Origin of the sequence: Rhizobium sp. NZLR1b, from assembly GCF_019685155.1 — a bacterium.
Taxonomy (GTDB): Bacteria; Pseudomonadota; Alphaproteobacteria; order Rhizobiales; family Rhizobiaceae; genus Rhizobium.
The window spans coordinates 12344-36831 of record NZ_JABDWC010000031.1; the positions used below are offsets into that span (position 1 = coordinate 12344).

Annotated in this window: 23 protein-coding genes and 1 pseudogene; 10 read left to right on the top strand and 14 right to left on the bottom strand. The window is 62.1% G+C overall.

The window, feature by feature from the left end; all coding sequences use genetic code 11:
- The first annotated feature begins 95 nt into the window (after positions 1–95).
- Together xdhB and xdhC are read left to right on the top strand one after the other, a co-directional pair.
- Entirely contained in the window at positions 96–2435 is a 2340-nt protein-coding gene (gene xdhB, locus HJB84_RS29735) for a xanthine dehydrogenase molybdopterin binding subunit (RefSeq protein ID WP_221117667.1), read from the top strand.
- A 258-nt stretch (positions 2436–2693) separates the two neighbouring features.
- Positions 2694–3509, top strand: a complete 816-nt coding sequence (xdhC, locus tag HJB84_RS29740; RefSeq protein ID WP_221117668.1) for a xanthine dehydrogenase accessory protein XdhC — start codon at positions 2694–2696, stop codon at positions 3507–3509.
- On the opposite strand, the gene HJB84_RS29745 is transcribed toward xdhC, so the two are convergent.
- A complete protein-coding gene (locus HJB84_RS29745) occupies positions 3485–3688 on the bottom strand; it encodes a hypothetical protein (protein ID WP_207581374.1) in 204 nt (67 codons plus the stop codon). The two genes, xdhC and HJB84_RS29745, sit on opposite strands and share 25 nt — an antisense overlap.
- 101 nt (positions 3689–3789) lie before the next feature.
- On the opposite strand from HJB84_RS29745, the gene gcvA reads away from it, so the two are divergent.
- The gene (gene gcvA / locus HJB84_RS29750; protein WP_207581375.1) at positions 3790–4686 is read left to right on the top strand and encodes a transcriptional regulator GcvA; all 897 of its coding nucleotides are present in this window, start codon (positions 3790–3792) and stop codon (positions 4684–4686) included.
- 52 nt (positions 4687–4738) lie between these two features.
- Here gcvA and HJB84_RS29755 read toward each other — a convergent pair whose 3' ends face one another.
- Positions 4739–5071: a hypothetical protein gene (locus HJB84_RS29755; RefSeq protein WP_085738009.1), complete on the bottom strand. Its 333-nt coding sequence runs from the start codon at positions 5069–5071 to the stop codon at positions 4739–4741.
- A 288-nt stretch (positions 5072–5359) separates the two neighbouring features.
- On the opposite strand from HJB84_RS29755, the gene puuD reads away from it, so the two are divergent.
- The 3 genes from puuD to HJB84_RS29770 all read left to right on the top strand — a co-directional run bounded on the left by puuD (position 5360) and on the right by HJB84_RS29770 (position 9154).
- Complete coding sequence (puuD, locus tag HJB84_RS29760; RefSeq protein WP_221117669.1) at positions 5360–6598, top strand: urate hydroxylase PuuD; 1239 nt, start codon at positions 5360–5362, stop codon at positions 6596–6598.
- Positions 6595–7905, top strand: coding sequence for a guanine deaminase (gene guaD / locus HJB84_RS29765; protein WP_221117670.1), 1311 nt, complete (start codon positions 6595–6597; stop codon positions 7903–7905). Before puuD ends, guaD begins: the two co-directional genes overlap by 4 nt.
- A 106-nt stretch (positions 7906–8011) precedes the next feature.
- Entirely contained in the window at positions 8012–9154 is a 1143-nt protein-coding gene (locus tag HJB84_RS29770; protein ID WP_221117671.1) for an alpha-hydroxy acid oxidase, read from the top strand.
- 126 nt (positions 9155–9280) lie between these two features.
- Here the strand turns inward: HJB84_RS29770 and HJB84_RS29775 are convergent, their stop codons facing one another.
- The 3 genes from HJB84_RS29775 to HJB84_RS29785 are packed head-to-tail and all read right to left on the bottom strand — an operon-like array spanning position 9281 to position 12840.
- Positions 9281–9721, bottom strand: a complete 441-nt coding sequence (locus tag HJB84_RS29775) for a hypothetical protein (protein ID WP_221117672.1) — start codon at positions 9719–9721, stop codon at positions 9281–9283.
- The gene (locus tag HJB84_RS29780; protein WP_221117673.1) at positions 9718–11046 is read right to left on the bottom strand and encodes a phosphatase PAP2/dual specificity phosphatase family protein; all 1329 of its coding nucleotides are present in this window, start codon (positions 11044–11046) and stop codon (positions 9718–9720) included. Before HJB84_RS29780 ends, HJB84_RS29775 begins: the two co-directional genes overlap by 4 nt.
- Positions 11047–11055: 9 nt before the next feature.
- On the bottom strand, positions 11056–12840 hold the full coding sequence (locus HJB84_RS29785) for a bifunctional alpha/beta hydrolase/class I SAM-dependent methyltransferase (protein WP_221117674.1): 1785 nt from the start codon (positions 12838–12840) through the stop codon (positions 11056–11058).
- Between the two features lie 201 nt (positions 12841–13041).
- On the opposite strand from HJB84_RS29785, the gene HJB84_RS29790 reads away from it, so the two are divergent.
- Together HJB84_RS29790 and HJB84_RS29795 are read left to right on the top strand one after the other, a co-directional pair.
- On the top strand, positions 13042–13653 hold the full coding sequence (locus tag HJB84_RS29790) for a CDP-alcohol phosphatidyltransferase family protein (RefSeq protein ID WP_207581381.1): 612 nt from the start codon (positions 13042–13044) through the stop codon (positions 13651–13653).
- A gap of 513 nt (positions 13654–14166) precedes the next feature.
- Positions 14167–14526, top strand: a pseudogene (locus HJB84_RS29795) (flotillin domain-containing protein); the annotation flags it as partial.
- Positions 14527–14547: 21 nt separating this feature from the next.
- Here the strand turns inward: HJB84_RS29795 and HJB84_RS29800 are convergent.
- The 8 genes from HJB84_RS29800 to HJB84_RS29835 form a co-directional block, all read right to left on the bottom strand.
- A complete protein-coding gene (locus HJB84_RS29800) occupies positions 14548–15288 on the bottom strand; it encodes a metallophosphoesterase (protein WP_221117675.1) in 741 nt (246 codons plus the stop codon).
- Positions 15289–15290: 2 nt separating this feature from the next.
- A complete protein-coding gene (gene uraH, locus HJB84_RS29805; protein ID WP_221117676.1) occupies positions 15291–15647 on the bottom strand; it encodes a hydroxyisourate hydrolase in 357 nt (118 codons plus the stop codon).
- On the bottom strand, positions 15644–16144 hold the full coding sequence (locus HJB84_RS29810) for an ureidoglycolate lyase (RefSeq protein ID WP_221117677.1): 501 nt from the start codon (positions 16142–16144) through the stop codon (positions 15644–15646). Before HJB84_RS29810 ends, uraH begins: the two co-directional genes overlap by 4 nt.
- 4 nt (positions 16145–16148) lie before the next feature.
- A complete protein-coding gene (locus HJB84_RS29815) occupies positions 16149–16511 on the bottom strand; it encodes a DUF86 domain-containing protein (protein WP_221117678.1) in 363 nt (120 codons plus the stop codon).
- Positions 16508–17008 (bottom strand): 2-oxo-4-hydroxy-4-carboxy-5-ureidoimidazoline decarboxylase, encoded by a 501-nt coding sequence (uraD, locus tag HJB84_RS29820; RefSeq protein ID WP_207581386.1) that lies wholly within the window; start codon positions 17006–17008, stop codon positions 16508–16510. The genes HJB84_RS29815 and uraD overlap by 4 nt, the downstream gene beginning before the upstream one ends.
- Positions 17008–17931 (bottom strand): allantoinase PuuE, encoded by a 924-nt coding sequence (gene puuE / locus HJB84_RS29825; protein WP_207581387.1) that lies wholly within the window; start codon positions 17929–17931, stop codon positions 17008–17010. The genes uraD and puuE overlap by 1 nt, the downstream gene beginning before the upstream one ends.
- A 115-nt stretch (positions 17932–18046) precedes the next feature.
- Complete coding sequence (locus HJB84_RS29830; protein ID WP_207581388.1) at positions 18047–18754, bottom strand: DUF1045 domain-containing protein; 708 nt, start codon at positions 18752–18754, stop codon at positions 18047–18049.
- A 114-nt stretch (positions 18755–18868) separates the two neighbouring features.
- Complete coding sequence (locus tag HJB84_RS29835; RefSeq protein WP_221117679.1) at positions 18869–20047, bottom strand: FAD-binding oxidoreductase; 1179 nt, start codon at positions 20045–20047, stop codon at positions 18869–18871.
- Here HJB84_RS29835 and mnmD point away from each other — a divergent pair.
- Complete coding sequence (mnmD, locus tag HJB84_RS29840; protein ID WP_207581390.1) at positions 20046–20774, top strand: tRNA (5-methylaminomethyl-2-thiouridine)(34)-methyltransferase MnmD; 729 nt, start codon at positions 20046–20048, stop codon at positions 20772–20774. The genes HJB84_RS29835 and mnmD overlap by 2 nt on opposite strands.
- A gap of 37 nt (positions 20775–20811) precedes the next feature.
- The gene (locus tag HJB84_RS33835) at positions 20812–21051 is read left to right on the top strand and encodes a type II toxin-antitoxin system RelE/ParE family toxin (protein ID WP_311044117.1); all 240 of its coding nucleotides are present in this window, start codon (positions 20812–20814) and stop codon (positions 21049–21051) included.
- 2 nt (positions 21052–21053) lie between these two features.
- Here HJB84_RS33835 and HJB84_RS29850 read toward each other — a convergent pair whose 3' ends face one another.
- Positions 21054–24455, bottom strand: coding sequence for a response regulator (locus HJB84_RS29850; protein ID WP_221117681.1), 3402 nt, complete (start codon positions 24453–24455; stop codon positions 21054–21056).
- Between the last annotated feature and the right edge of the window lie 33 nt (positions 24456–24488).

Genomic DNA, 24488 nt, shown 5'->3' on the forward strand with positions numbered 1-24488 from the left:
CTGATTAGCACGCCCGGAATGCAAGCTTTGATGGGAACAGCCGCGATCTCCTCCCCTCCCTCATTCCGTGTGGCTACGCTTGGAGGGCTGATCTAATGGATAAGTCCACCTTCGAAGATCGCAAGGTCATCATTTCAGGCCCGATGCACGGCTCGCTGCGGCATGATTCGGCACATAAGCATGTCACCGGAACCGCCGATTATATCGACGATATCCCCGAACCCGCCGGCCTGCTGCACGGCGCCCTCGGCCTCTCGGACCGGGCGCATGCCGAAATCGCCGGCATCGATCTGTCCGCGGTCGCCGCCTATCCCGGCGTCGTCTGGGTCCTCACCGGCAAGGACGTGCCAGGCGTCAACGACGTCAGCTCCAACGGCAGCCATGACGAGCCGCTGCTCGCCGAAACCAAGGTCGAATTTCACGGCCAGCCGATCTTTGCCGTCATCGCCGAAACGCGCGAAGCTGCCCGCCGGGCCGCACGGCTGGCGAAGATAGACTATCGCGACCTGCCGCACTGGAGCGATATCGACGGCGCGCTCGCCAACGGCAGCCCGCTGGTCATCACCCCGATGACGCTCCAGCGCGGCGAGCCTGAAGTGGAAATGCCAAATGCCCCCATGCGGCTGAAGGGCCGGATGCGCATCGGCGGCCAGGAGCATTTCTACCTCGAAGGCCATATTGCCATGGCCATCCCCGGCGAAGATGATGAGGTCACCGTCTGGTCATCGACGCAGCATCCGAGCGAGATCCAGCACATCGTCGGCCACGTGCTCGATATCCCTTCCAACGCCGTAACCGTCAACGTCCGCCGCATGGGCGGCGGCTTCGGCGGCAAGGAGACGCAGGGCAATCAGTTCGCAGCGCTCGCGGCGATCGCCGCCAAGAAGCTCGGCCGCGCCATCAAATTCCGCCCCGACCGCGACGAGGACATGAGCGCCACCGGCAAGCGCCACGATTTCCTCGTCGATTATGAGGTGGGCTTCGATGCCGAAGGCCGCATCCATGCGGTTGACGCCACTTACGCGGCGCGCTGTGGTTTCTCCTCGGATCTCTCGGGACCGGTGACCGACCGCGCCCTCTTCCATGCCGATTCCAGCTATTTCTATCCGCATGTGCATCTCCAGTCGAAACCGCTGAAAACCCACACCGTCTCCAACACCGCCTTCCGCGGCTTCGGCGGACCGCAGGGCATGCTCGGCGCCGAGCGCTTCATCGAGGAGATCGCCTATGCCCTCGGCAAGGATCCGCTCGATATCCGCAAGCTGAATTTCTACGGCCAGCCGGGCTCCGGCCGCACGCTCACGCCCTACCATCAGGAGGTCGAGGACAATATCATCGCCCGCATCGTTGAGGAGCTGGAGGAAACGGCCGAATACCGGGCGCGCCGCAACGCCATCATCGCCTTCAACCGCGACAGCCGTTACATCAGAAAGGGCATCGCGCTGACGCCGGTCAAATTCGGCATCTCCTTCACCATGACCGCCTTCAACCAGGCCGGCGCCCTCGTCCATATCTATCAGGACGGCTCGATCCACTTGAACCATGGCGGCACCGAAATGGGCCAGGGCCTCTATACCAAGGTGGCGCAGGTGCTGGCCGACAGCTTCCAGGTCGACATCGACCGGGTGAAAATCACCGCGACGACGACGGCCAAGGTGCCGAACACCTCCGCCACCGCCGCCTCCTCCGGCTCGGACCTCAATGGCATGGCGGCCTTCGACGCCGCCCGTCAGATCAAGGAACGGCTGGTGGCGTTTGCCGCCGAGAAATGGGGTGTTGGCCCCGCCGACGTCGTCTTCCTGCCGAACCGCGTGCGCGTCGGCGAAATCGAGATCCCCTTCCCCGATTTCATCAAGCAGGCCTATTTCGCCCGCGTCCAACTTTCCGCCGCCGGCTTCTACAAGACGCCGAAGATTCACTGGGACCGCAAGGCCGGCCGCGGCACGCCCTTTTATTATTTCGCTTACGGCGCCTCCTGCACCGAAGTCTCGATCGACACGCTGACCGGCGAATACCTGATCGACCGCACCGACATCCTCCACGATGTCGGCCGCTCACTGAACCCCGCAATCGACATGGGCCAGGTCGAGGGCGCCTTCGTGCAGGGCCTGGGCTGGCTGACGACGGAAGAGCTCTGGTGGGACGACAAGGGCCGCCTGCGCACCCATGCTCCCTCGACCTACAAGATCCCGCTCGCCTCCGACCGGCCGAAGATCTTCAACGTCCGCCTCGCCGAATGGTCGGAGAACACTGAGGCCACCATCGGCCGCTCCAAGGCCGTCGGCGAACCACCCTTCATGCTGGCGATCTCTGTGCTGGAAGCGCTGTCGATGGCGGTCGCAAGTGTGGCGAATTACAAGGTCTGCCCAAGACTCGACGCCCCGGCGACGCCAGAGCGGGTGCTGATGGCGGTGGAGCGGATGAAGCGGGTGTAGGATGAGTCCGGCTGGTTTGTTGTTTAAACAGGACGGACGGAGTCAATGTTACCCCCCTCTGTCCTGCCGGACATCTCCCCCACAAGGGGGGAGATCGGTAAAAGGTTGGAGCATCGCTCCCCATCTGCCCCGTTGGAGTAGCAGCGCTTTAGTTGTTTGGCGAAGCCGTCAACCCCATCCAATCTCCCCCCTTGTGGGGGAGATGTCCGGCAGGACAGAGGGGGGTAACACAGCCACTTACCTATCGGCCATCTCCCTATGACCGACCTCCCCACATTCCTCACCGCCCATCCCGACAGCATCCTCATCGACATCACCGGCACACAAGGCTCCACCCCGCGTGAGGCCGGCGCCTTCATGCTCGTCTCGCAAACAGCTCTATGGGGCACAATCGGCGGCGGGCAGTTCGAGTTCATGGCGATCGCGAATGCGCGGGAGATGCTGGCTGGCTCGGGCGGAAAGGCCATCATGGATATCCCGCTCGGCCCCGAGATCGGCCAATGCTGCGGCGGCCGCACGCAGTTGCGGTTTCGCAGACTGACGCAGGCGGTGAAAGGTGAGTTGGAGGCAAAACTTTTGGGCGAGATCGAGCGTCTACCCGAAGTCTATCTCTTCGGTGCCGGCCATGTCGGCCGGGCGCTGGCCGCAGCCCTTGCGCCATTGCCGTTCTCGGTCACCGTCGTCGAAACGCGGCAGGAGGAACTCGCCAACCTGCCTGCTCGGACGAAGACCCGCCTCGTCCCGATGCCGGAAGCACTGGTGAACGAGATTGCGGCTGGCGGCGCGGCCGTCATCCTGACGCATGATCATGCGCTCGACTTTCTCATCGCCCGCGAAGCGCTGGCAAGGAGCGACCTTGCCTATACCGGCATGATCGGCTCGGCGACCAAGCGCGCCACTTTCGCAGGCTGGCTTTACCGTGAAGGCGGCGGGGAGCGCGACTGGATCGAGCGGCTGACGCTGCCGATCGGCGGCGCCGTGGTTAGGGACAAACGACCCGAAGTGATCGCCGCCATGACCGCCGCCGAGATCCTGACGGCGCTTGGCGCCTACCGCATACGCTCGTCCTCGTAGTAGGGATCGCGTCCGTCGAGGAAACCGAGGTCGCGTTTGACGCGGTCTGGCGTGGCGGAAAGATCCAGCCGGGGCAGACGGCGGAAACGGTCGGCACCACCCGCCAACCAGTCGGCAAGGCGCCGGAAAATCTGGATTCTCTGCTGCGGCCGGCGCTCTTCGATAGCATGGCAGTCCATGGCATCACCTCGGTGGATTGATGGTATGAGTTGCAGTTTGCCGCCGAAAATGCTGCAATTCCAATCGAACAACCGTCTGCCTGCATCAAGAGAACTTATCCATGAAGCTTTCGAAGCAATTTCCGTTGAATGCGCTGCGCGTCTTCGAGGCCGCGGCCCGGCTCGGGAGTTTCACCAAGGCGGGCGACGAGCTCGGCATGACGCAGACAGCCGTCAGCTACCAGATCAAGTTGCTGGAGGAGAATGTCGGCGAGCCGCTCTTCCTGCGCCGCCCCCGTCAGATCGCGCTGACGGAAACCGGCGAGCGGCTGGCGCCGAAGGTGACCGAGGCCTTCGCCATACTGCACGACGCGATGGCGACGGCACGCGACAGCGTCGAAGGCACGCTGGCCATCAGCTCAACCCACACTTTCGCCTCGAAATGGCTGGCGCCGCGCCTCGGCTCTTTCCACTTGAAACATCCGGCGATCGCGGTGCGCTTTCAGGCGAGCTCGGATATCATCGATTTCGCCCGTGAGCAGATCGATGTCGGCATCCGCTGGGGCGACGGCAACTGGCCGGGGCTGACGCTGCACCGGCTGATGGGGCTGGAGTTCACGCCGATGCTGAGCCCGAAGCTGGCGGAATCGGCAGGCGGCATCAAGGAGCCGCGTGATCTGTTGAAGCTCGATCTCTTCGACGCCGGCGACATCTGGTGGAAACAATGGTTCGAGGCAGCCGGCATCACCGAGACGGACCTCGATCGCCGCCCGCGCAACCAGCTCGGCTCCCAGGCGGTGGAAGCCGATGCGGCGATCGCCGGCCACGGTGTCGCCATCCTCCATCCGGCCTTTTATGCAGCCGAGATCGCGCTCGGCCGGCTCTATCAGCCATTCGAACTGACCCGCAGCGACGGCAAGGCCTACTGGCTCGTCTACCCCGAAAACCGCCGCAACGTGCCGAAGATCAAGGCCTTCCGCAACTGGATCCTTGAGGAAATGAAGGCGGCCGGGAATTAGTTCATCGGGTGTCCGGGCTTGGTTCCGACCTGTCCGATCTGTTAGTCCGGCTTCAATATCCCATCTCCGGCGCATAGAAACAGCGCGGCGTATCCTCGTTTGGAAACAGACAGAGATGATAGTCGTTGTCACCCGATTGCATCGCCTTCGTCATCGGCAGCAGAAAGACGTGAGCATGCGTGACCAGCCGGTGGTCGCCCGGCAGCAGCGTCACTCGATATCCGCCCGGCGTCACCGCCACGCTTTTCGAAGGGATCATCTGGCAATCGCCATTATGACTGTCGCCGTTGCAACAATAGGGGTCATAACTCCACCCCGTAGGTGCGTCGTGAGCCGTCGCCAGCGACGCATACGCAATCATCACACACGTCAGAATGCTGCGCATGGGCATCTTCTCCGTCGATGAATGCGCCGCCGATGATCTAACGGTCCTTATTTTATTCCGGCGGCCTGCAAATAACTGTAATCGAACCATCGTAGTTTCAAGGTCCGCTGAATTAGCGTATTCCGTATTAGAGACAGATAATGCACAGCCTTCTCGGCAGCTTTTAGGCACGCGACCGCAGATCTGCGATGCGACTGCGGTCGACGGCTTCGGCAAAACAGAATCTCCTCTTCCCTCCCCGCCAAAATTTCAGCAATGTCACGAGTCGGAGGAAGACAGGGGAACTCGATGTATGAATATGCCATAGCATGGGAATGGCTCGCCTTTGCGGCGCGCTGGTTCCATGTCGTCACTGCGATCGCCTGGATCGGATCGTCCTTCTATTTCATCGCGCTCGATCTCGGGCTGGTGAAACGCCCGCACCTGCCGCCCGGCGCCTACGGCGAGGAATGGCAGGTCCACGGCGGCGGCTTCTATCATATCCAGAAGTATCTGGTGGCGCCCGCCCAGATGCCGGAGCACCTGACCTGGTTCAAATACGAAAGTTATTTCACCTGGATTTCCGGCTTCCTGATGCTCTGCATCGTCTATTACGGCGGCGCCGACCTCTTCCTCATCGACCGCCACGTGCTCGATATCAGCCCGCCCGTCGCGATCCTGATCTCGCTAGCGTCGCTTGGCCTCGGCTGGATCGTCTACGACCTGCTCTGCAAATCCCCCCTGGGCAAGAATACCTGGGGGTTGATGGCGGTGCTCTATGTCGTGCTGGTCGTCATGGCCTGGGGCTACACGCAGCTTTTCACCGGCCGCGCCGCCTTCCTGCATCTCGGCGCCTTTACCGCGACGATCATGTCGGCCAACGTCTTCATGATCATCATCCCGAACCAGAAGATCGTCGTCGCCGATCTCATCGCCGGACGCACGCCCGATCCCAAATACGGACAGATCGCCAAACAGCGCTCGCTGCACAACAACTACCTGACCCTGCCGGTCATCTTCTTCATGCTGTCGAACCACTATCCGTTGGCTTTCGGAACACAATTCAACTGGGTGATCGCGGCCTTGGTGTTCCTGATGGGCGTCACCATCCGCCATTGGTTCAACACCACGCATGCCAGGAAGGGCCGGCCAACCTGGACTTGGATCGTCACCGTCATCCTTTTCATCCTGATCATGTGGCTTTCCACAGTGCCGAAACTGCTGACCGGCGAAACGGATGCGGCAGCCGTAGCACCGGCCTTCCAGCAATTCGCCGGTGATCCGCATTTCCCCGCCGTCAAGCAGCTGGTTTCGACGCGCTGCTCGATGTGCCACGCGGCCGAGCCCGTCTATGAGGGCATCGTCCGCCCGCCAAAGGGTGTGGTGCTCGAAAACGACGCAGAAATCGCCGCCCATGCCCGCGAAATCTATATACAGGCGGGCCGCAGCCATGCCATGCCGCCCGGCAACATCACCGACGTCACGCCGGACGAACGCAAGCTGCTGGTCGCCTGGTTCGAGAGCACAGTCGAAGGCAAGAAACAATGACGACGACACTCCTGCGCGGCCGCTTGCTTTCCTTCCATCGCGCGCCGCTAAGCCTCGCCGACAGCCAAAGCTATCGCTACGAGGAGGACGGCGGCCTGCTGGTCGAAGACGGGCTGATCGCTGCGGTCGACTCCTATGCCGACGTCAAGGCAAAGGCAGCCGAGGGCACGGCCGAGATCGACCACCGCCCGCATCTGATCCTGCCCGGCTTCATCGACATGCACCTGCATTTTCCACAGATGCAGGTGATCGCCTCATATGCCGCCAACCTGCTCGAATGGTTGAACACCTATACCTTTCCCGAGGAATGCCGCTTCGTCGAAACCGCGCATGCTGAAAGGATCGCCACGCATTTCTACGACGAGCTGATCCGCCATGGCACGACGACGGCGGTCGCGTATTGCTCCGTGCACAAGACCTCGGCAGACGCCTTCTTCGCCGAGGCGATAAAGCGCAATATGCGCATGGTCGGCGGCAAAGTGATGATGGACCGCAATGCCCCCCAGGGCCTGCTCGACACGCCCGAGATGGGCTATGACGAAACCCGCCAGGTGATAGCGGACTGGCACGGCAAGGGCCGTAACCACGTCGCCATCACCCCGCGCTTCGCCATCACCTCGACGCCGGCGCAGATGGAAGCGACCTCAGCCCTTGCCCGCGAATTTCCCGACCTGCACATCCAGACGCATCTTTCGGAAAACCACGACGAGATCAAATTCACCTGCGAACTCTATCCCGATGCGATTGACTATACCGACATCTATGCCCGTTACGGCCTGCTCGGGCCGAAAAGCCTCTTCGGCCATGCCATTCACCTGTCCGAGCGCGAAGCCGATGTCATGAGCGAAGCGGGGGCCGTTGCCGTCCACTGCCCGACCTCGAACCTCTTCCTAGGCTCGGGCCTGTTTCCATTGAAGGCGCTTGTCCGGCGGGAAAAGCCGGTCCGCATCGGCGTCGCGACGGATATTGGCGGCGGCTCCAGCTATTCGATGCTGAAGACGATGGACGAGGCCTACAAGATCCAGCAATTGCTCGGCGAGCGGCTGAACCCGCTCGAAAGTTACTACCTGATGACCCGCGGCAATGCCGAAGCCCTGTCGCTGGCAAACAGGATCGGCACTCTGGAGCCCGGCACCGAAGCCGATCTCGTCGTCCTCGACGCGGCGGCGACCCCGGCCATGGCGCTGAAGATGGAGGTGGTAAAGACACTGCCCGAGGAACTCTTCCTGCTGCAGACCATGGGCGACGACCGGGCGATTGCCGAGACCTATGTGGCAGGTGTCGCCTTGAAGGCGGCGCTTCGCTGACACACCCATTGCCCCGTGCGAAGCTGCCTCACCCGCCCATTTCCCACAATACTGCTGCGAAACCATGTTACTACCGACAGCTGGAATCAGATTGAAGGTTCAATTCATGGCCACTCCGCTCACCATCGCCGACCTGAAGAAACTCGCACGGCGCCGTGTGCCGAAGATGTTTTTCGATTACGCGGATTCGGGCGCCTGGACGGAATCCACATATCAGGCGAATGAGAGCGACTTCAGCCAGATCAAGCTGCGCCAGCGGGTGATGGTCGACATGACCGACCGCACGCTGGAAACGACGATGATCGGTCAGAAAGTGTCGATGCCGGTGGCACTCGCCCCAACCGGCCTGACCGGCATGCAGCATGCCGATGGTGAGATGCTGGCGGCGCGCGCGGCGGAAGAATTCGGCGTTCCCTTCACGCTCTCCACGATGAGCATCTGCTCGATCGAGGATGTCGCGTCGGTGACGACGCGCCCGTTCTGGTTCCAGCTCTACGTGATGAGGGACAAGGATTTCGTCCTCGACCTCATCAACCGCGCCAAGGCCGCCAAATGCTCGGCGCTGGTGCTGACGGCGGATCTGCAGATCCTCGGCCAGCGCCACAAGGACCTGCGCAACGGCCTGTCGGCGCCGCCGAGATTCACCCCGAAGCACATCTGGCAAATGGCGACCCGGCCCTTCTGGTGCCTGGATATGCTGCAGACCAGGCGCCGCACCTTCGGTAACATCATCGGCCACGCGAAAAATGTCTCCAATATCACTTCGTTGGCCGCATGGACGCACGAGCAGTTCGACCCCCGGCTCTCCTGGGCCGATGTCGCCTGGATCAAGGAGCAATGGGGCGGCCCGCTGATCATCAAGGGCGTGCTCGATCCGGAGGATGCGAAGGCCGCCGCCGACACCGGCGCCGATGCGATCGTCGTTTCCAACCACGGCGGCCGCCAGCTTGACGGCGCCCCCTCCTCGATCAGCATGCTGCCGAGGATCCTCGATGCCGTCGGCGACCGCATCGAGATCCATCTCGACGGCGGCATCCGCTCCGGCCAGGACGTGCTGAAGGCGGTGGCACTCGGCGCCAAGGGCACCTATATCGGCCGCCCCTTCCTTTACGGCCTCGGCGCCATGGGCAAGGAAGGCGTGACGCTGGCGCTCGGCATCATCCGCAAGGAGATGGACCTCACCATGGCGCTCTGCGGCAGGCGCGATATCAACGATGTGAATTCGTCGATTATATCGGGGCGGCAGTGACCTGCTTGAGAAGCCAGCTTAGAAGACACGAATCCCGGAATTGCCGTCGCGATTGCTGAGTCATTGAGTACAAGACCTGCCAGACACGTGCCGGAGAGCGTTTGCATCAATCGCCTGCGGTCGTATTCAGCAGAGCGGCTGCCCATCGGTCGCATCGAGCAGAAGGATCGCGAAAATCGCGAGACAGATGGCGAGCGCAAAACGCTGCTGCCAGACGATGCGACGCGATCCGGCAATCCGCCTCTCGAGGCCAGGCGGTGTCCTGTCAAGCTTGCGAAGCTGCATGCGGGACAACAGGTCGTCGACGGCTGCAAGACCGGCCGTCTCGGTGTCGTAGGTCGATGCGAGGCGAAACAACAGCGCATCGAAAAGGAGATGGATCGCCAGCGCAAGAACAATGACGCAGAAAACGAGCATCAAGAGCCAGCCAAGCGGTGGAGCGAAGCCTCGATATTCCGCGGTGATCGGGCCGACAATCAGTGGCAACAGCGCTGTCAGCCCGCAGAAGATTGAATTGCGGCCGAGATTTCGCGCAGCCGCCGAGGCTGTGGCATTCCACTGCGTCATTGTAAGCCCTCCGCCACGGAATGGAGACTTTCCACGGGCAGATAAACACGCCACCCCGCCCGTTCGATCAGCCGCAGCGCTTCAGCTGGATTTTCACAACGTCGGCTGATGAGCAGCCAGCGCACGATGACGCCTGCGCTCCGCTGGAAACCCAGCGCACAGCAGACGAGGACCGGTCCCTGCTGGCGCGCAACCTCGATAAGGTTCGCCGCAGCTCGGGTCTGGATCTTGTCGAGGCCAGTCAGATCAAGGGTCGGAAAGCTGGACCAGCCCGCCAGCGTCCCTTTCGGCCGCTGAAGTTCGCCGGTGATGTCGATCACCGTGGCAAAACGGTTGGCCTCGTGGCAACGCGGAAAACGACCAAGATGGACACCATCAGCGATCGCCACGGATGCCGGCATTCTGCGGGTCCAGAGCCAAACGTTGATGACAGCGCCGAGCCGGTAGGGCGCCAGTAGCCAGCGACTGGCAAGCGTGGCCCGGCCATCGACGCGTTTCTGGAATATCTGCGGGCCGGCGCCGAAATATCCGACTGCGACGATCGCCAGCGCAACAGCCGGCCAGAGCAACAGAAGCGCTGCGGCCGATAGAGGAGTGCAGAGCGCTCCAAGGCCGAGTAATGCGACGGCACCGCACAGATAATAGATGCCGAGACGGCGCGACCTTGGGTCGCCGCTCATCGCAAAGTTCGCGAGAGGCGAACCGGCATCGCGCGGGAAAAGCCAGGCGGCAAACAGACCGAGCAGCATGCCGGTCGGTATGTCCATGATCTGATGCTGCCACGTCGTCAGCACGGAGGCTCCAATCAGGAAGCACCAGAAGTGCCAGAGAAGCCGTGCCTTCCGTGGCAGCCGGCCGCGCAGATGATCCCAGATCACCACCAGGAGCGCGATATGCAGCGACGGCGCCTGGTTGAACGGCTTATCGAAGCCACCGAGGACGGCGAACATGAAACCAGGCAGGCCGCTCGTTGCCGGCCGCACGAAGATCGCTTCGAGCGGAAACACGACGAAGCAGGCGACGGCTACTATCTGGATCGTCAGATAACGTCTCGCGAGCATATCCACATCGCGCGGCGTCGTGTTGATGAACAGGCAGAGCGCATAGAACAGATTGATCGACCAATATGGAATGATGGTCCATCCGAGGAACGGAATGGCGCTTTCCCATGCGAAGGCAACGTTTGGCACATGAGCGCGTTGCGATGCCAGCCAATTGGCGCCGCCATAGCTCAGATAGAAGAACGGCGCCAGGAAGACGAGCCAGAGCGCCGCCCGCTTCGGGACCGGTGCTGCCCGGGAAAAAGTAGAACGTGCCTTGTCCACGGTTTGCCCTCAGACTCTCTCGGCCAGCGAGACGGTGAAAATGCCCCACTGATCGATGCGCTGTTCGATCTTGCGGAAACCGGCTGCGGCGACCAGCTGGTCCATTTCCTCTTGCGTCCGCCGCCGCATCACCCACGCCTCGCCGCCGCGGTGGGAGGTCAATGCGCGGGCGATCATCTCCAGTTGTGGATGCCATGGCTGGTTGGTGTAGACAAGCAGACCACCGGGCCGCATCGCCCGGGCGATCCCGTTGAGCGATGCGGCGATCATCGCATTGTCGGAAAACAGCTCGTAAAGGCCGGAGACGATCGCGAGATCCGGGGCCGGCGTGATTGCAGCCAGCCCCTCGCCGTCAAAGGCATCCTGCTGGCGGAAGCTCACGAAATCACTCAGTCCCCGCGCGGCAATGCTGTTGCGGCCGGCATCGACGTTGATGGAGGAATAGTCCTGCAACCGCGCACTATCGGGACGCACGGCAGCCGTCTCGATCGCATCAAGGACATAACGGCCGTGCCCGGCCGCTATGTCGAGCAGGTGGGTATTGCGGCCGGCTGCTTTCAGGCGCTGCAGCGCGCGGTCGATCAGATCCTGCAAGTGCAGCTTGCGCTGCCTGATGCCGCGCCAACCGATCGCCTCGAGGAACACCTTGTCGATCAAACGCCCGCCGGGACCGAGCCCGCGCGGCATGTTCTCGTAGACGTAATCGAGCGTCGAGCCGGAATCAAAACCGGTCTTGACCCCCGTCTTGATGCCTTCGGACACCAGGGCGCCAATCTTGATGTTGAGGCGGCTGAGCGCCCAGTAGATGCCGCGTGGGGATGTGGCGTCCAACGGGCTCGCGAGCCGGTCGGCCTCGTCCTTTGTATAGCCCTGGATATGGGCGGTGCGAAGGTCGGCAGGCGCCCGGGGCTCGGCAAAACGCGCGTCTATAAAACGGCGAACCTCGGCGAGGGCAATCGCGCGGTCCTTTTCGCCAAGCGTGTCATGGTAGAAGCCGGCAAGCACATGCCGTTCCTTGATACGGCTGCCGAGGTTTTCGTAAAACCGGTGCTGCGGGGCGTGTCGCACCACCCAGTCGCTGCCGGAGATAAGCAGTTGGGTCGGGACGGTGATGGCGCGGGCGTCACCGACGACGCGGGCTGCCGCCTCATAAAGCTGCAACAGGATGTTGGAGGCAATTGGCCGGGTGATCAATGGGTCGGATTCGTAGGAGGCGATGCGCTCGGGGTCATGCGTCAGGAACCTCGCCTTGACATAGGAATTGACGAAGAATGTCCCCTTAAGCTTTTCCCAGAGCGCAATGCCTTCTTTGGCAAAAGGCACGTAGAGCTTGACGCTGAAGGCCGGCGAGGCAAGCACGAGCGCACGGATCGGCGGCGCATAGTCGTGCACCCAGGTGGTGGCGAGGACCGCGCCGACGCTCTGCGCAATGACGGCGATGTCTTCGACGGCAGTACCGCTTGTCTCGCTGACATGGCGCACGAAGCAATCGAGATCATGCGCCGAGGCAGCAAAGGATGGCGAATAGCCGCGCTCTCCCGGTGAACGCCCGTGGCCGCGTGCGTCCCAGGCGTAGAAGGAAAAATCATCGAGGCCGAGTTCGGTGGCGAGATGGGCGACACGGCCGCTATGCTCGTGGCCGCGATGGAGAAGAATGATTACGCCCTTCGGTGCAGCCCCCGTCGCAGGCCACGCCCGATAAAAAAGCCGTGTGCCATCATGCGATGCGAATTCGGATTCATGCATTGGTCTGGCCGTCGAGGACGGTTGCCCGCTATCGGCAGTTTGCAGCACGGTCTTCTCCAATTCTGATTGGTGGGTGGATTGCAACCACTGGCGGGAACAGTGATTTGTCTTCATTGCAAAAGTCTAGTCGCAAATGTAAGCCCTTTGCGAGAACCGATATGAAGTGTGGCCTTCCTCAAAAATACAACGATCTGCACCGCCAAAGCCGGGATAGACCTTTCCGATGCCACGAAATTCCACTGAGGTAGCATGTCTGTCTATCAATTGAAGTCCCGATTTCAGAATATTCTTCGCCCTCTGGTGCGCTCCCTCGCCGCGCGAGGCGTCACCGCCAATCAGGTGACTTCAGTTGCCGCCGCCGTCTCGGTTGCATTGGGCGTTTTTCTGAGCGTTGTTCCGCTTCCGCATTGGTTCCTGCTGGTGCCCGTATGGTTTCTCCTGCGCATGGGCCTCAACGCCATCGACGGCATGCTCGCGCGCGAACATGGGCAGAAGAGCATTTTAGGCGCGTATCTGAACGAGATCGGTGATGTCGTGTCGGATACCGCCTTGTATTTGCCGTTTGCGCTCATCGATCCGAACGGCTTGGTGCCGGCGATGGCCGTCATATTCCTCTCGGCGCTGACGGAATTTACCGGCGTTCTGGGTCAAACGGTCGGGGCAAACCGGCGTTACGACGGGCCGCTGGGCAAGAGCGACCGCGCGGTGCTTTTTGGCGCGCTCGGCACTTTTGTCGCGGTTGGTGGTACGTTTGCAGCATGGACTTCGTGGCTTTGGGCGGTGGTGGCTCTACTTCTCATATGGACCATCATCAACCGTATCAACGCCGGTATTCGCGAGGCGCACACGGCCGCCCGATAGGAAGCGGAGCCGATCTGTCGCCTATGCTTCCATCGGCAAATGTGATCCGACAATCGACGCTGCCTCCGTCCTCCTAACGGTATGTTAAGCTTATACCGCTCCCCATGATTAGTGCTCATCTGCCCACTTCAGGCTGCGGGTCCAGTAGCTTCAGAAAGCCGTCGGCGGCTCTCGACCGCGAGCGGCGGCGGGTCCGCTTTGCGCACACGCCTAAGACGGCCCGCGCCGGTTCCATTGGGATGGGAGGCCCGGAACTTGTCAGCCGGGCGGCGGCCGAGTCTTTTCAGGCGGGAATCAGGCCGTGCCGCAGCATGATCTCTGTAAGCCGCGCCGGATCAGGCTCGCCAGGACCGCTCACAGCCTTCGCGATTTCCTCGAAATAGGCGCGGCCAATCGAACCTGGGTTCAACACGATTAGGGCGCGCGGCCTCGCTGTGCAGATTTTCGGCGTGATGGGCGGCGCTCGATGACACGATAGTCGCCTATCGCAGGATGATCGACATCCTGATCGAGCTCGCCGAGGCGGTCAAGCCGATCGAGAAAATCTCTGACATCAGGATCTTCGACACCGGCGGCATGCTGGGCCGCGGGGGCGCGAACGGCGAAAGCGGCATCGGCCTCGGCGAAGGCTTGGCCGGCCAGCTCCTCTCCTATCAGGCAAACAAGCCGATCCTCGACAAATTGCTGAAAGAGGCCGGCTTCGACGGCGACAACGCCATCTCATCCCTCCTTGGAAATCTCGATGGCGCGAAACCGGCAAAGCTGGTTCCGGCTCCGGTAAAGCCGGCAATACCGGCCGCGCCTCCGGTAGCGCCGGCAGCGGCCGCAGCCCCGGCAAAGACGATCGCCCCTGCGGCGCCGAAGAAGGAATGATCGCGTGCAGGCGGGTCTGGGCTATCTCACCCAACCCGCCGCCAGCGCGCTCTCCCAGTCGCCACGGCCCCTTTCGGCGGCCAGTGCCGACATCGCCATATGGTCGTAGGCGACATTCCTGAACTGCCACGTCCATCCCGCCTCCGTCTTTTCCAGAATGGCATAGCCGGCCAGCGGATGGCCGGCTTCGATCTTGTGGTAATAGGGCCGGTCGTCGTCATAGGCGGGGCAGCCGACGCTGCCGGGATTAACGATCAGGCGGCCGTCGGAGAGACGGACGGCGCGGGGAAGGTGGCTGTGGCCGCAGAGGATCAGCGGCAGGTCTATGCCCTCGGCCAGCGCCTCGATCGCTTCGATCGGCTTCAGGAAGACGACGCCATCCGCCGAGACCGATTCCAGCCAATAGAGATTATCGTCCTTCGGCGTCGCATGGCAGAGATACACCTCGCCGCGATAGACGGTGTTGAACGGCAGGCTGCGAATCCAGTCGAGATGGGACGACGTCAATTGCCGATGGGCTGAAGCATCCGAGGCATGCATGGAGGCCGGATCCTGCTCGATCAGATAGCGATCGTGATTGCCGCGAACCGAGGTCAGGCCAAGCGGCATCAGCAAATCAGCGGTCCGACCGGCTTCCAGCGGCCCGCTGAAGAAATCGCCGAGATTGACGATGTCCTCGATGCCCTCAGCGCGAATATCCGTAAGCACGGCTTCAAGCGCCAGATGGTTGCCGTGAATGTCGGCGATCGCGGCAAAACGCATTTCTAACTCCCTCGATAGGTGGAATAGCCGTAGGGCGAAATCAGCAGCGGCACATGATAATGCGCCGTGACATCGGCAATGCCGAAGCGGATTGGCACCAGATCGAGAAAGGCCGGATGCGGCAGCGGCGTGCCGCTGGCCCTCAGATAATCGCCGGCGTGGAAGACCAGTTCATAGGTGCCGGCCCGGAAATGTTCGCCAGCGAGGATGGGACCGCCGTCGACTCGGCCGTCGGCATTGGTCTCGACCGTCTTCAGATGCCTGCGGATCTCGCCGTCGAGCTGGAAAAGATCGATCCTGAGGCGTTCGGCCGGCTTGCCGAGGGCGGTGTCGAGAACATGGGTGGTCAGTCCGGTCATGGGGCTGGCTCTTTGATGATGTAGGGGGTTTCGAAGAAGAACTCTTCCAGATTGTTGCCCGGCCCGTCGCGGTCGACGACCAGGAAATCGGAGACTTGGCCAAGCGCCATCAGCGGATGATGCCAGACATTTTGGCGGTAGTTCACTCCCTGGTCCCCGCGCGCGCAAAACACTTGCGGTCTGCCCGGACGTCCGCCCTCGTCCTCGGAGACGACGACGAGGAAGGGACGGCCGGAGACTGGCGAGAAGCTCTGGCTGCCGAAGGGATGACGCTCCATCATGTCGATGTCATAGGGAAAGCTGCGCGGCTGGCCGCGAAAGAGGTTGATGATGACGCGGGCGCCCTCGCCCGTCGCTTGCGCCGCGGCCAGCGCATGGAAACGCTCCGTCGTGCCGCCATTGATGAGCCGCTTCGCGGCCGGATCGGCTTCGATCACCTCACCGAAGAGAGCGAAGGCGGAGCTGGTGAGAGGACGAATGTCGAGAAACCGAGACATCGCGTCACTCGCCTTGGGCATGCCAGTATCGGACGGCATCGATCTCGCGAAGAAGCTCCGGCAGCGTCCGATACGTCGCCTCCCAGATTTCGGAGGGATCGAGATCGAAGACGTCGTCGAGGATGCGATTACCGGTGCCGCAGATCCTGGTCCACGGCAGATTGGGATGCTCGGTGGCAAATTCCGGATGGGTCACCAGCAGACGGGATGCCGCAGCACCGATGGTGAAGTGGCAAAAGGCAACGGCCTTGAAGGTAAGCTGGTCCTCGGCGAAAGCCGCCTCATCCATTCCGCCGATGAAGGACAACGCTTGGGATGCCGCCTTTTGCATGTCATTGAGATAGTCGATAGCGCGCCTCTCCTTCATTCAGCCTCCGGCAACATCGATGTCAGACGCAGCAGCGCGATCTTTTCGACCTGTGCCGTCGCGGTCGAAAACTCCTCGTCTCGGCCGTTGCCGATCCGTGTTTCGAAAGCTTCCAGGATATCCTCCTTGCCGAGCCCCTTGACGGCGATGATGAAGGGAAAGCCATATTTTTCGACATAGGCCGAATTGAGTTCTGTGAAGCGGGCGTGCTCGGCAGGGCTCAGGCGGTCGAGACCGGCGCCGGATTGCTCCTTGCGGCTGTCTTCGGTAAGTTCACCCGATATGGCGAGGCGCCCGGCAAGGTCGGGGTGGGCGCTGAGCACCCCGAGACGCTCCTGTCGGCTTGCCGCGCGGAAGACGGCGGCAAGCGCCGCATGTACGCCGGCCGCCGTCAGAGGCTCGTTCACGCTGCCGGCGTCATAGGCGCGCTCGGCGATGAAAGGCGAATGTTCGAAGACGCCGCCGAAGCGGGAAACGAAATCCTCGCGCGACAGCATCAGATCGCGTCCGGCTGATGGTGCTTGTGCCAGTGCTCGGCAATCTCGATGCGGCGCGGAATCCAGACCTTGTCATGCTTCAGCACATATTCGATGAAGCGCTTCAGCGCCGCCGCCCGGCCCGGGCGCCCGACGAGGCGGCAATGCAGGCCGACCGACATCATCTTCGGGCTGCCCGCCTTGCCTTCCTCATAGAGCGTATCGAAGGCATCCTTCAGATAGGTGAAGAACTGATCGCCGGTATTGAAGCCCTGCGGTGTGGCAAAGCGCATGTCGTTGGTTTCGAGCGTATAGGGGATGATCAGGAAGGGTTTCCCATCGACGCCCTTCACCCAGTAAGGCAGATCGTCGGCATAGGAATCGGAGGAATAGAGGAAGCCGCCCTCCTCCTGCACCAGCCGAAGCGTCTTGTCGGAAGGCTTGCCCTGATACATGCCGTATGGCCGCTCGCCGGTAAGCTCGGCGTGCAGGCGCACCGCTTCGAGGATGTGCTTGCGCTCCAGATCTTCCGGAAAATCCTTGTATTCCAGCCAGCGGTAACCGTGGCTGGCGATCTCCCAGCCGGCATCCTTCATCGCAGCGACCGCTTCAGGATTGCGCGCCATCGCTAGCGTTACGCCGTAGACGGTCGCCTGCACCTTGAGATCGGTGAACATCCGCCAGAGCCGCCAGAAGCCCGCGCGCGAACCGTATTCGTAGATCGATTCCATGTTGAGATTGCGCTGTCCGGGCCAGGCGGCCGCGCCAACGATCTCCGACAGCAGATTTTCAGAAGCCGGATCGCCGTCGAGGATCGAGCTTTCGCCGCCCTCCTCATAATTGATGACGAACTGCACAGCGACGCGCGCCTCGCCCGGCCACTTCGGATCGGGCGTCTGTCGCCCGTAGCCGACGAGATTGCGCGGATAAGTCTCGGATACCATCAAATCACCTTCTGAAAAGACGGCGAACGGTAGCATCCGCAGCCGGAATGTCGAGAAGGAAACTGCTCAATCCGATTTTGCCTTTGCAGTACAATGGCTTAGCCCATCGGCACGCTCAGGCGATCTTGCGCGCGCTGACCTTGCCCATCGGGTGCAGCGAATGAACGCGGAAGGGACCGCCCGTGCCCTCCTCGATCATGAGCGCCACGTTTGAAACCGTCACCGGGTCACTGAGGGCAGGCGCGAAAATCGTCCGCAGCGCCGGCTCGATGCGCGCCATGTCGATCGCGTTGACGGGTCCTGTCACCGGCATATGAAAGCGGAACTCTTCCATCACATAAGGATTGCCCCAGCGATGCAGGTTTGAAAACTGCGCTGCCGACAGCCCGTCCGGATCGCTGCGCTCGATCTCGGCTTCGCTGAGCGGCGCGCGGAAACGATCGAATTCCTGGACGATCGCCGAAGCGAGATACTGGATCCGCTCGCAGGGGGCGCTCGGCAGCAAGCTGTAGAAATTGCCGAGCCGTGCGACTTCGATGCGCGGAATCTGGAAGGGGACGAAGGTCCCGGAAAAACGCATCAGATCGCGCAGGAGTTGCGCTTCGGACATATTGTGACCCAGGTGAAACGGCGCCTTCAGAACGCCGTGAAAACCATAGCGCCGCGGCACGGCGGTATGGAAGGCGATCTCGTGAATGCCAAGGCCACGAACTGCCGGCGGCTCCACCATATCGCCCGAAAACACGTTTCGGCCAAGCCAACTGGCAGCCACAAGCGACAGCGGGTCGCTCGCCGGAGGCGTGAAGCAAATGGCATAGCGCATGCAATTTCCTCCATCAAGGAACTGAGCGCCGATCAAATCCGGCGCTGTCGATGCGCAAGCAGATAGGTGATTTGCATGACAGAATAACGAAACGAAGCGGCGTCGAATTCACGTTTAACGTGAAGCTGCCGCGATATGGCTTGAAATTGCGAAGCTTTCCGGCAGCAAAAATCCGCAATCCGTATCGCCTGCGATACATATCGCCGCTTCCGCCAGCCGGTGGGCCAGGCCGAAGCTGACCTTAAAGCCGCCGGTCAGCGCGATCAGGCGCGGATGATCGGGGTGGCGGCCGATCATCGGATCGCGGTCGATCGCCTTCGGGCGAAGCCCCGCCCAGCGCTCGACGATAGGGGCGTCGCGCAGCGCCGGCACGATCTCCCGCGCCGCGGCGATCAGCGTATCGAGCTGAGCGTCGGTCGATGTGGAATCGTCGAAGCGGTTTTCGCTGGTGCTGCCGATCGCCACATGCCCGCCCTCGTGCGCGACGACATAGAGCCCGTCGAGGAAGATCGTCGGCAGCGCGGGGTCGAGATCGGCTTTCAACAGCGCCGCCTGCCCCTTGACCGGTTGACCGAGCGGTCGCTTCAGCCCGGCGGTCAGCGCCTGCAGCAACGGAAAAGACTGGTGACCGGCGGCCAGGATGCAGTCGCTGAAAGTGATGGTTTCGCCCCCTATGTCGGCCGTGCCGCAGTCGGGATCGACACCGGTCACCGCCGCGTGTTCCATGATCCGCACATGTTTTGCCTGTCGCAAGAAGGCAATGAGCCCCGCAGTCAGTGAGCGGGGCGCAACGCGGGCGGCGAGCGTATCATGCACGAAACCGCTCTCGCCGGCGGATGCCTCGATCCAGCCGTCGACCGGCGGGCTGTCGAGCACGTGCCAATGGAAGCGGCGCTCGCCTGCGCACCAGTGGCGCTCGGCATCCTCGGAGTGAGCGCGCGCTATCTTGTTGAGATGCGGCTTCGGCAGCGGGATCAGCCGCCCGGAACGGCGGTAACCGGCCGAAAGCCCGGTTTCGGCTTCCAGCATGGCGATCTCGGCTTCGAGCGAGACCAGCGCATCGAACTGGAACTGCTTTTTCTCAGACCACCGATCCGGCATATGCGGCATCAGCGCGCCGAGCAGGCCGCCGCTCGCACCTCCACCCAATTTGCCGGCGTCGACGATAAGGGTAGCGATACCACGGCGCTCGGCATGGACGGCCGCCCAGAGACCCATGATGCCGCCGCCGACGATCAGCAATTCGCAGGACGATTGACCTGAGACCGGCTGAGGATTATCGGCTTTTTCCATGACAGACGTGAACCCCGATCAGATTGGCGCGGGCGCGCCGCAGCCGCTCGAATGGCGCGACGGCGATATGCCCTATTCCCTCGCCTTTGGCGACCATTTTTATTGCCAGACCGATGGGCGGCTGGAATGCGGCCATGTCTTTCTCGCCGGCAACGGCCTGCCGGAGCGTTGGAACGGGCGGCAGGAATTCGTGATCGGCGAACTCGGCTTCGGCACCGGCCTGAACTTCGCCGAGACCTGGCGGCGATGGAAGCTGTACAGCGTGCCCGGCCAGCAGCTGCATTTCATCTCCTTCGAGCTCCACCCGATGCGCGGCGAAGAAATCAGCCGTGCGCTCTCCCACTGGCCGGAGATCGATGCCGAACGCGAGGCGCTGACGGCGGCCTGGCCGCCAACGCCTGCCGATACCGTCTCGCTCGACCTCGACGACCAGATGAGGCTCAGCGTCGTCTGCGGCGCAGCACTCGACGGCGTCGCAGCCGCAAAGCCCGGCTTCGACGCCTGGTATCTCGACGGCTTCGCCCCTTCGCGCAACGGCGATATGTGGTCGGAAGAACTGATGCGCCGCGTCAACGAAAAAACCGCGCCCGGCGGCACTTTCGCCACCTATGCCGCGGCCGGTTTCGTACGCCGCAACCTCATCGCGGCGGGCTTTACCGTCGAGCGCCGCCAGGGCTTCGCCGGCAAACGCGAAATGCTCTGCGGCATCAAGGCGCCCGACAGGTAACGTTTGCTGCTTCCAGTCCACTGTTGCTAACGATTATATCGCAAAGTACAATCCGCAGCGGGCGGTAAGCTTTATTCATGAACTGATGGAACGATGTGAACGTCTGGCGGAAACGCCGAACGGTTTTTTACTGGTCCCGCGCGGTGAACACGCCGGCGTCCGTCGCCGCCCTTACGGCAATTATTTGATCTTTAATCGGGTTGGCAAGGATCGCATCCAGGTCCTGCATATCTTGAACGGAGTTCAGGATTTCGAGAGCATCCTGTTTTCCGACTGAGATCAGTAGCTGGTGCGCCCCGGCTGCTGCTCGTCCTTGAGGAGCCATTGCCGAATCTTCTCTTCCAACAATTCGGGGCTGATCGGTTTCGACATATAGTCGTCCATGCCGGCGTCGAGACAGAGGTCGCGGTCGCTTTCGAGCGCATGGGCGGTGACACCGATGATCGGCACGCGATGCCCCTGCCCTTTTTCGCGCGCGCGGATCGTCCGGGTCGCCTCATGGCCGTTCATGACGGGCATCGAGACGTCCATCATGATGATGCGCGGCGTGTGTCGCTCCCAGGCGGCAACCGCCTGCTCGCCATTGTCGACGACGAGGAAGGAGAGGCCCGTTCCTTGCAGGATCTGGGTGAAGACGATCTGGTTGACCTCGTTGTCCTCGGCGACGAGCACATCGACGAATTCAGGCGCCCGCTGCTGCGGCATCGGCTCAGGCGGCGGTGCCGGCACCACCGCCTGCGCCTGCAGCCGGGCGATCTCGGCTTCTGAAACCTGCTTCACGCGGCCGGCGCGGACGACCTCGACGACGGTATTGCGCAGCACGTTGGCGCGCGCCGGCTTCATCAGATGCGCATGACCGTTCAGTGCCGCGAATTCCTTTTCTGTGCCTGAAATATCCATCGACGTCAGAAAGATGATCGGAAGCTCGACGAAGCGGGGATCGGCGCGCAGCCGGCGCGCGACATCGGCGCCGTTCATATCGGGCATGTGATAATCAAGCACGACGGCATCGACGGTAATGCCGAGATCCGCCGCCGCCTCCAGGATCGCAAGACCGGTGCCCCCGCCCTCGGCGGCCACGCCGTCAAAGCCCCAGAGCGAAAGCTGCTCGGTGAGGATGCGCCGGTTCACATCATTGTCGTCGACCACGAGGACGCGCGCGCCCTGCACATTGATTGGCAGCGGTTTCGGCTCGAGGCGGGCTGCAGCCACCGCAAAGGGGAGATTGACGGTGAAGACCGAGCCCTTGCCCCATTCGCTCTCGACATTGAGATACCCGCCGAAGAGATCGACAAGGCCGGCGGTGATCGCAAGCCCGAGACCCGTTCCCTCATGCCGCCGGGTCGAGGAGGCGTCGACCTGCGAGAACTTGTCGAAGACCGATTCGAGCTTTTCGCGCGGGATGCCGATACCGGTATCCTCGATGCGGACGCTCGCCAGGATCTCGCCGCCGGCAACCGTCTGAAAGCCGACATCGACGAAGACGTGGCCGCGCTCGGTGAATTTGACGGCATTGCCGACGAGATTGGTGACGATCTGGCGAAAACGCCCGGCATCGCCGATCACCGCGGCGGGCAGATCCGGTGCGGCCCGCACCAGGAGCTCGATGTTCTTCTCGGCAGCATGCGAGGATAGGAGTGTCGCCACGTCCTCCACCGCTTCGGTGATGTCGAAGGCGGCTTTGCGCAGTTTCATCTGCCCCGCATCGATCTTCGAGAAGTCGAGGATGTCGTTGATGATCGTCAACAGCGCATTGCCCGACTTGACGATGATGTCGATGAAGGTTTTCTGGCGCGTGTCGAGATTGGTCTTGGCAAGCAGTTCCGCCATGCCGAGCACACCGTTCATCGGCGTGCGGATCTCGTGGCTCATATTGGCGAGGAATTCGGATTTGGCCCGGTCGGCGGCTTCGGCGCGCGACAAGAGCTGGCGCAGGTCCTCCTCGCGGCTCTTGAGCTCGGTGACGTCGGTGAAAAGCGCCACCCAATGCTGCCCCTCGCTGACCGTCGCCTCCATGTTCACCCAGCGTTCGCCTGCTACATGGAAGACCGTGGAGATCGGTTGCTTCGATGCGATGTTGGCGCGCCAACCCTGCAGGATCTCGGCGGCTGCATCATGGAAATCGCCGCGCGCCGCGCAGAAATCGAAGAGCCCGATCCAGCCCTCGCCTGGCTCGATATGGGAAGCTGGAATGCGCAGTATCTCTGAAAGCGACTCGTTGGACAGCTTGATGATGCCATCCTGGACGATGGCGAGCCCTTGCGACATGGCATGCGTCGCATCGCGCATCATCTCGCCGAGCCGCTCCAGCGCGGCGCGGGCCTCGTGGATTTCCTTCTCCCGCTCGCGAACAGCCGTGATGTCGGCATAGGAGAGCAAGATACGGTCGTTGGAAATACGGCGACTGTCGAAGATGACGGATTTACCGCCTGCCCAATCGAGCTCGATCGGCTCGGGCGCATCGGTCTCGAACAGGTGCTTGCGGAAAGCGTAGATCTCATCCGGCGTCTGCGTGCCGTCGTAGCGGCCGAGCTCGGAATTGCGGCGGATGACGTCGATGAAGGGGCGGCCGTCGAAGGGATCGTCGGGTGGCAGATCCCAAATGCTGTAGAATTCGTCGTTGACGTAGAGAATCCGATGGTCGTTGTCGAGGATCAGCACGCCGACCGGCAGCGAGCGAAGGATGCTTTCGATATCCCGATGCAGCACCTCTTCCTGCTTCTTCGCCTCGATCAGTGCCGTCTCCCGCTCCTTGAGCGGCGAGATATCGGAAAAGGAGCCGACGACATAGGTGCGCCCATCCGGCGTCACGACGCGGTTGACCCGCGAGATGAGCGGATGAATGCGGCCATCCTTGCTCGGCATCTGGCTTTCGATCTCTTTCGACAGGCCGTCTTCCAACGCCAGGCGGTTTTCCTGGTAGATCGCCTCGCCGTCCTCTGGCCCGAACATTTCGTGCTCGGTCATCCCCAGCACCTGGGAGCGGTCATAGCCACCGAAGGTCTCGTAATACTGATTGGCATAGACGAGGCGGTGCCTATCGTCGCGCACGAAAACCGCGACCGGCAGGTCCTCCATGATGATGCGCAACAGATCGCGTTCGTTGACGCTTTCGTGCCAGCCCGTATCGCTGGGAGCAGCCGGCTTTGCGCTGTTGCGATAGGCGGCGTTGACGATCAGGGGTCGCCCATCCCCGGCAAAGATGCCGATCGGATGGTCGAGCTTTTCCAGCGCCTCGCGCACGCGGGCAAAATCGGCCGAAATCCCAGGATCGCCAGCGATCCTGGGATCGCTAGCAACCCGCCCGCCGTCAACCGCGCGACGCGCCGTCTCGCGCACTTCGAAGATACCGAGCACATAGGCCCGCTCAGGCGACGGTGAGAAGCTTTCGATCTGGATGCGCTCATGGCCGAGACCGGCTGCATCGAAGCAGATGGCGTTTTCCTCGCTACCGAACACCAACGCGCGGCGTTCCCTATCCTCGCGCTCCTCTTCCTCGGGACGGTCGAACAGCTCGCGGCTGCGCCGGCCGATGAAATCGGAAATCTCGCGGCCCAGGAAATCGGCATAGGCCTCGTTGACGGCGACATAGCGCAGCTCGCTGTTCTTGACATAGGCCGGGGTGTCCAGATCAGCGATCCGGCGGCAAGCCAATTCCAATAGATCCCCGGCTGATTTCAAGAAATTGTCGCTCCCGCAATGAATGAAATATCA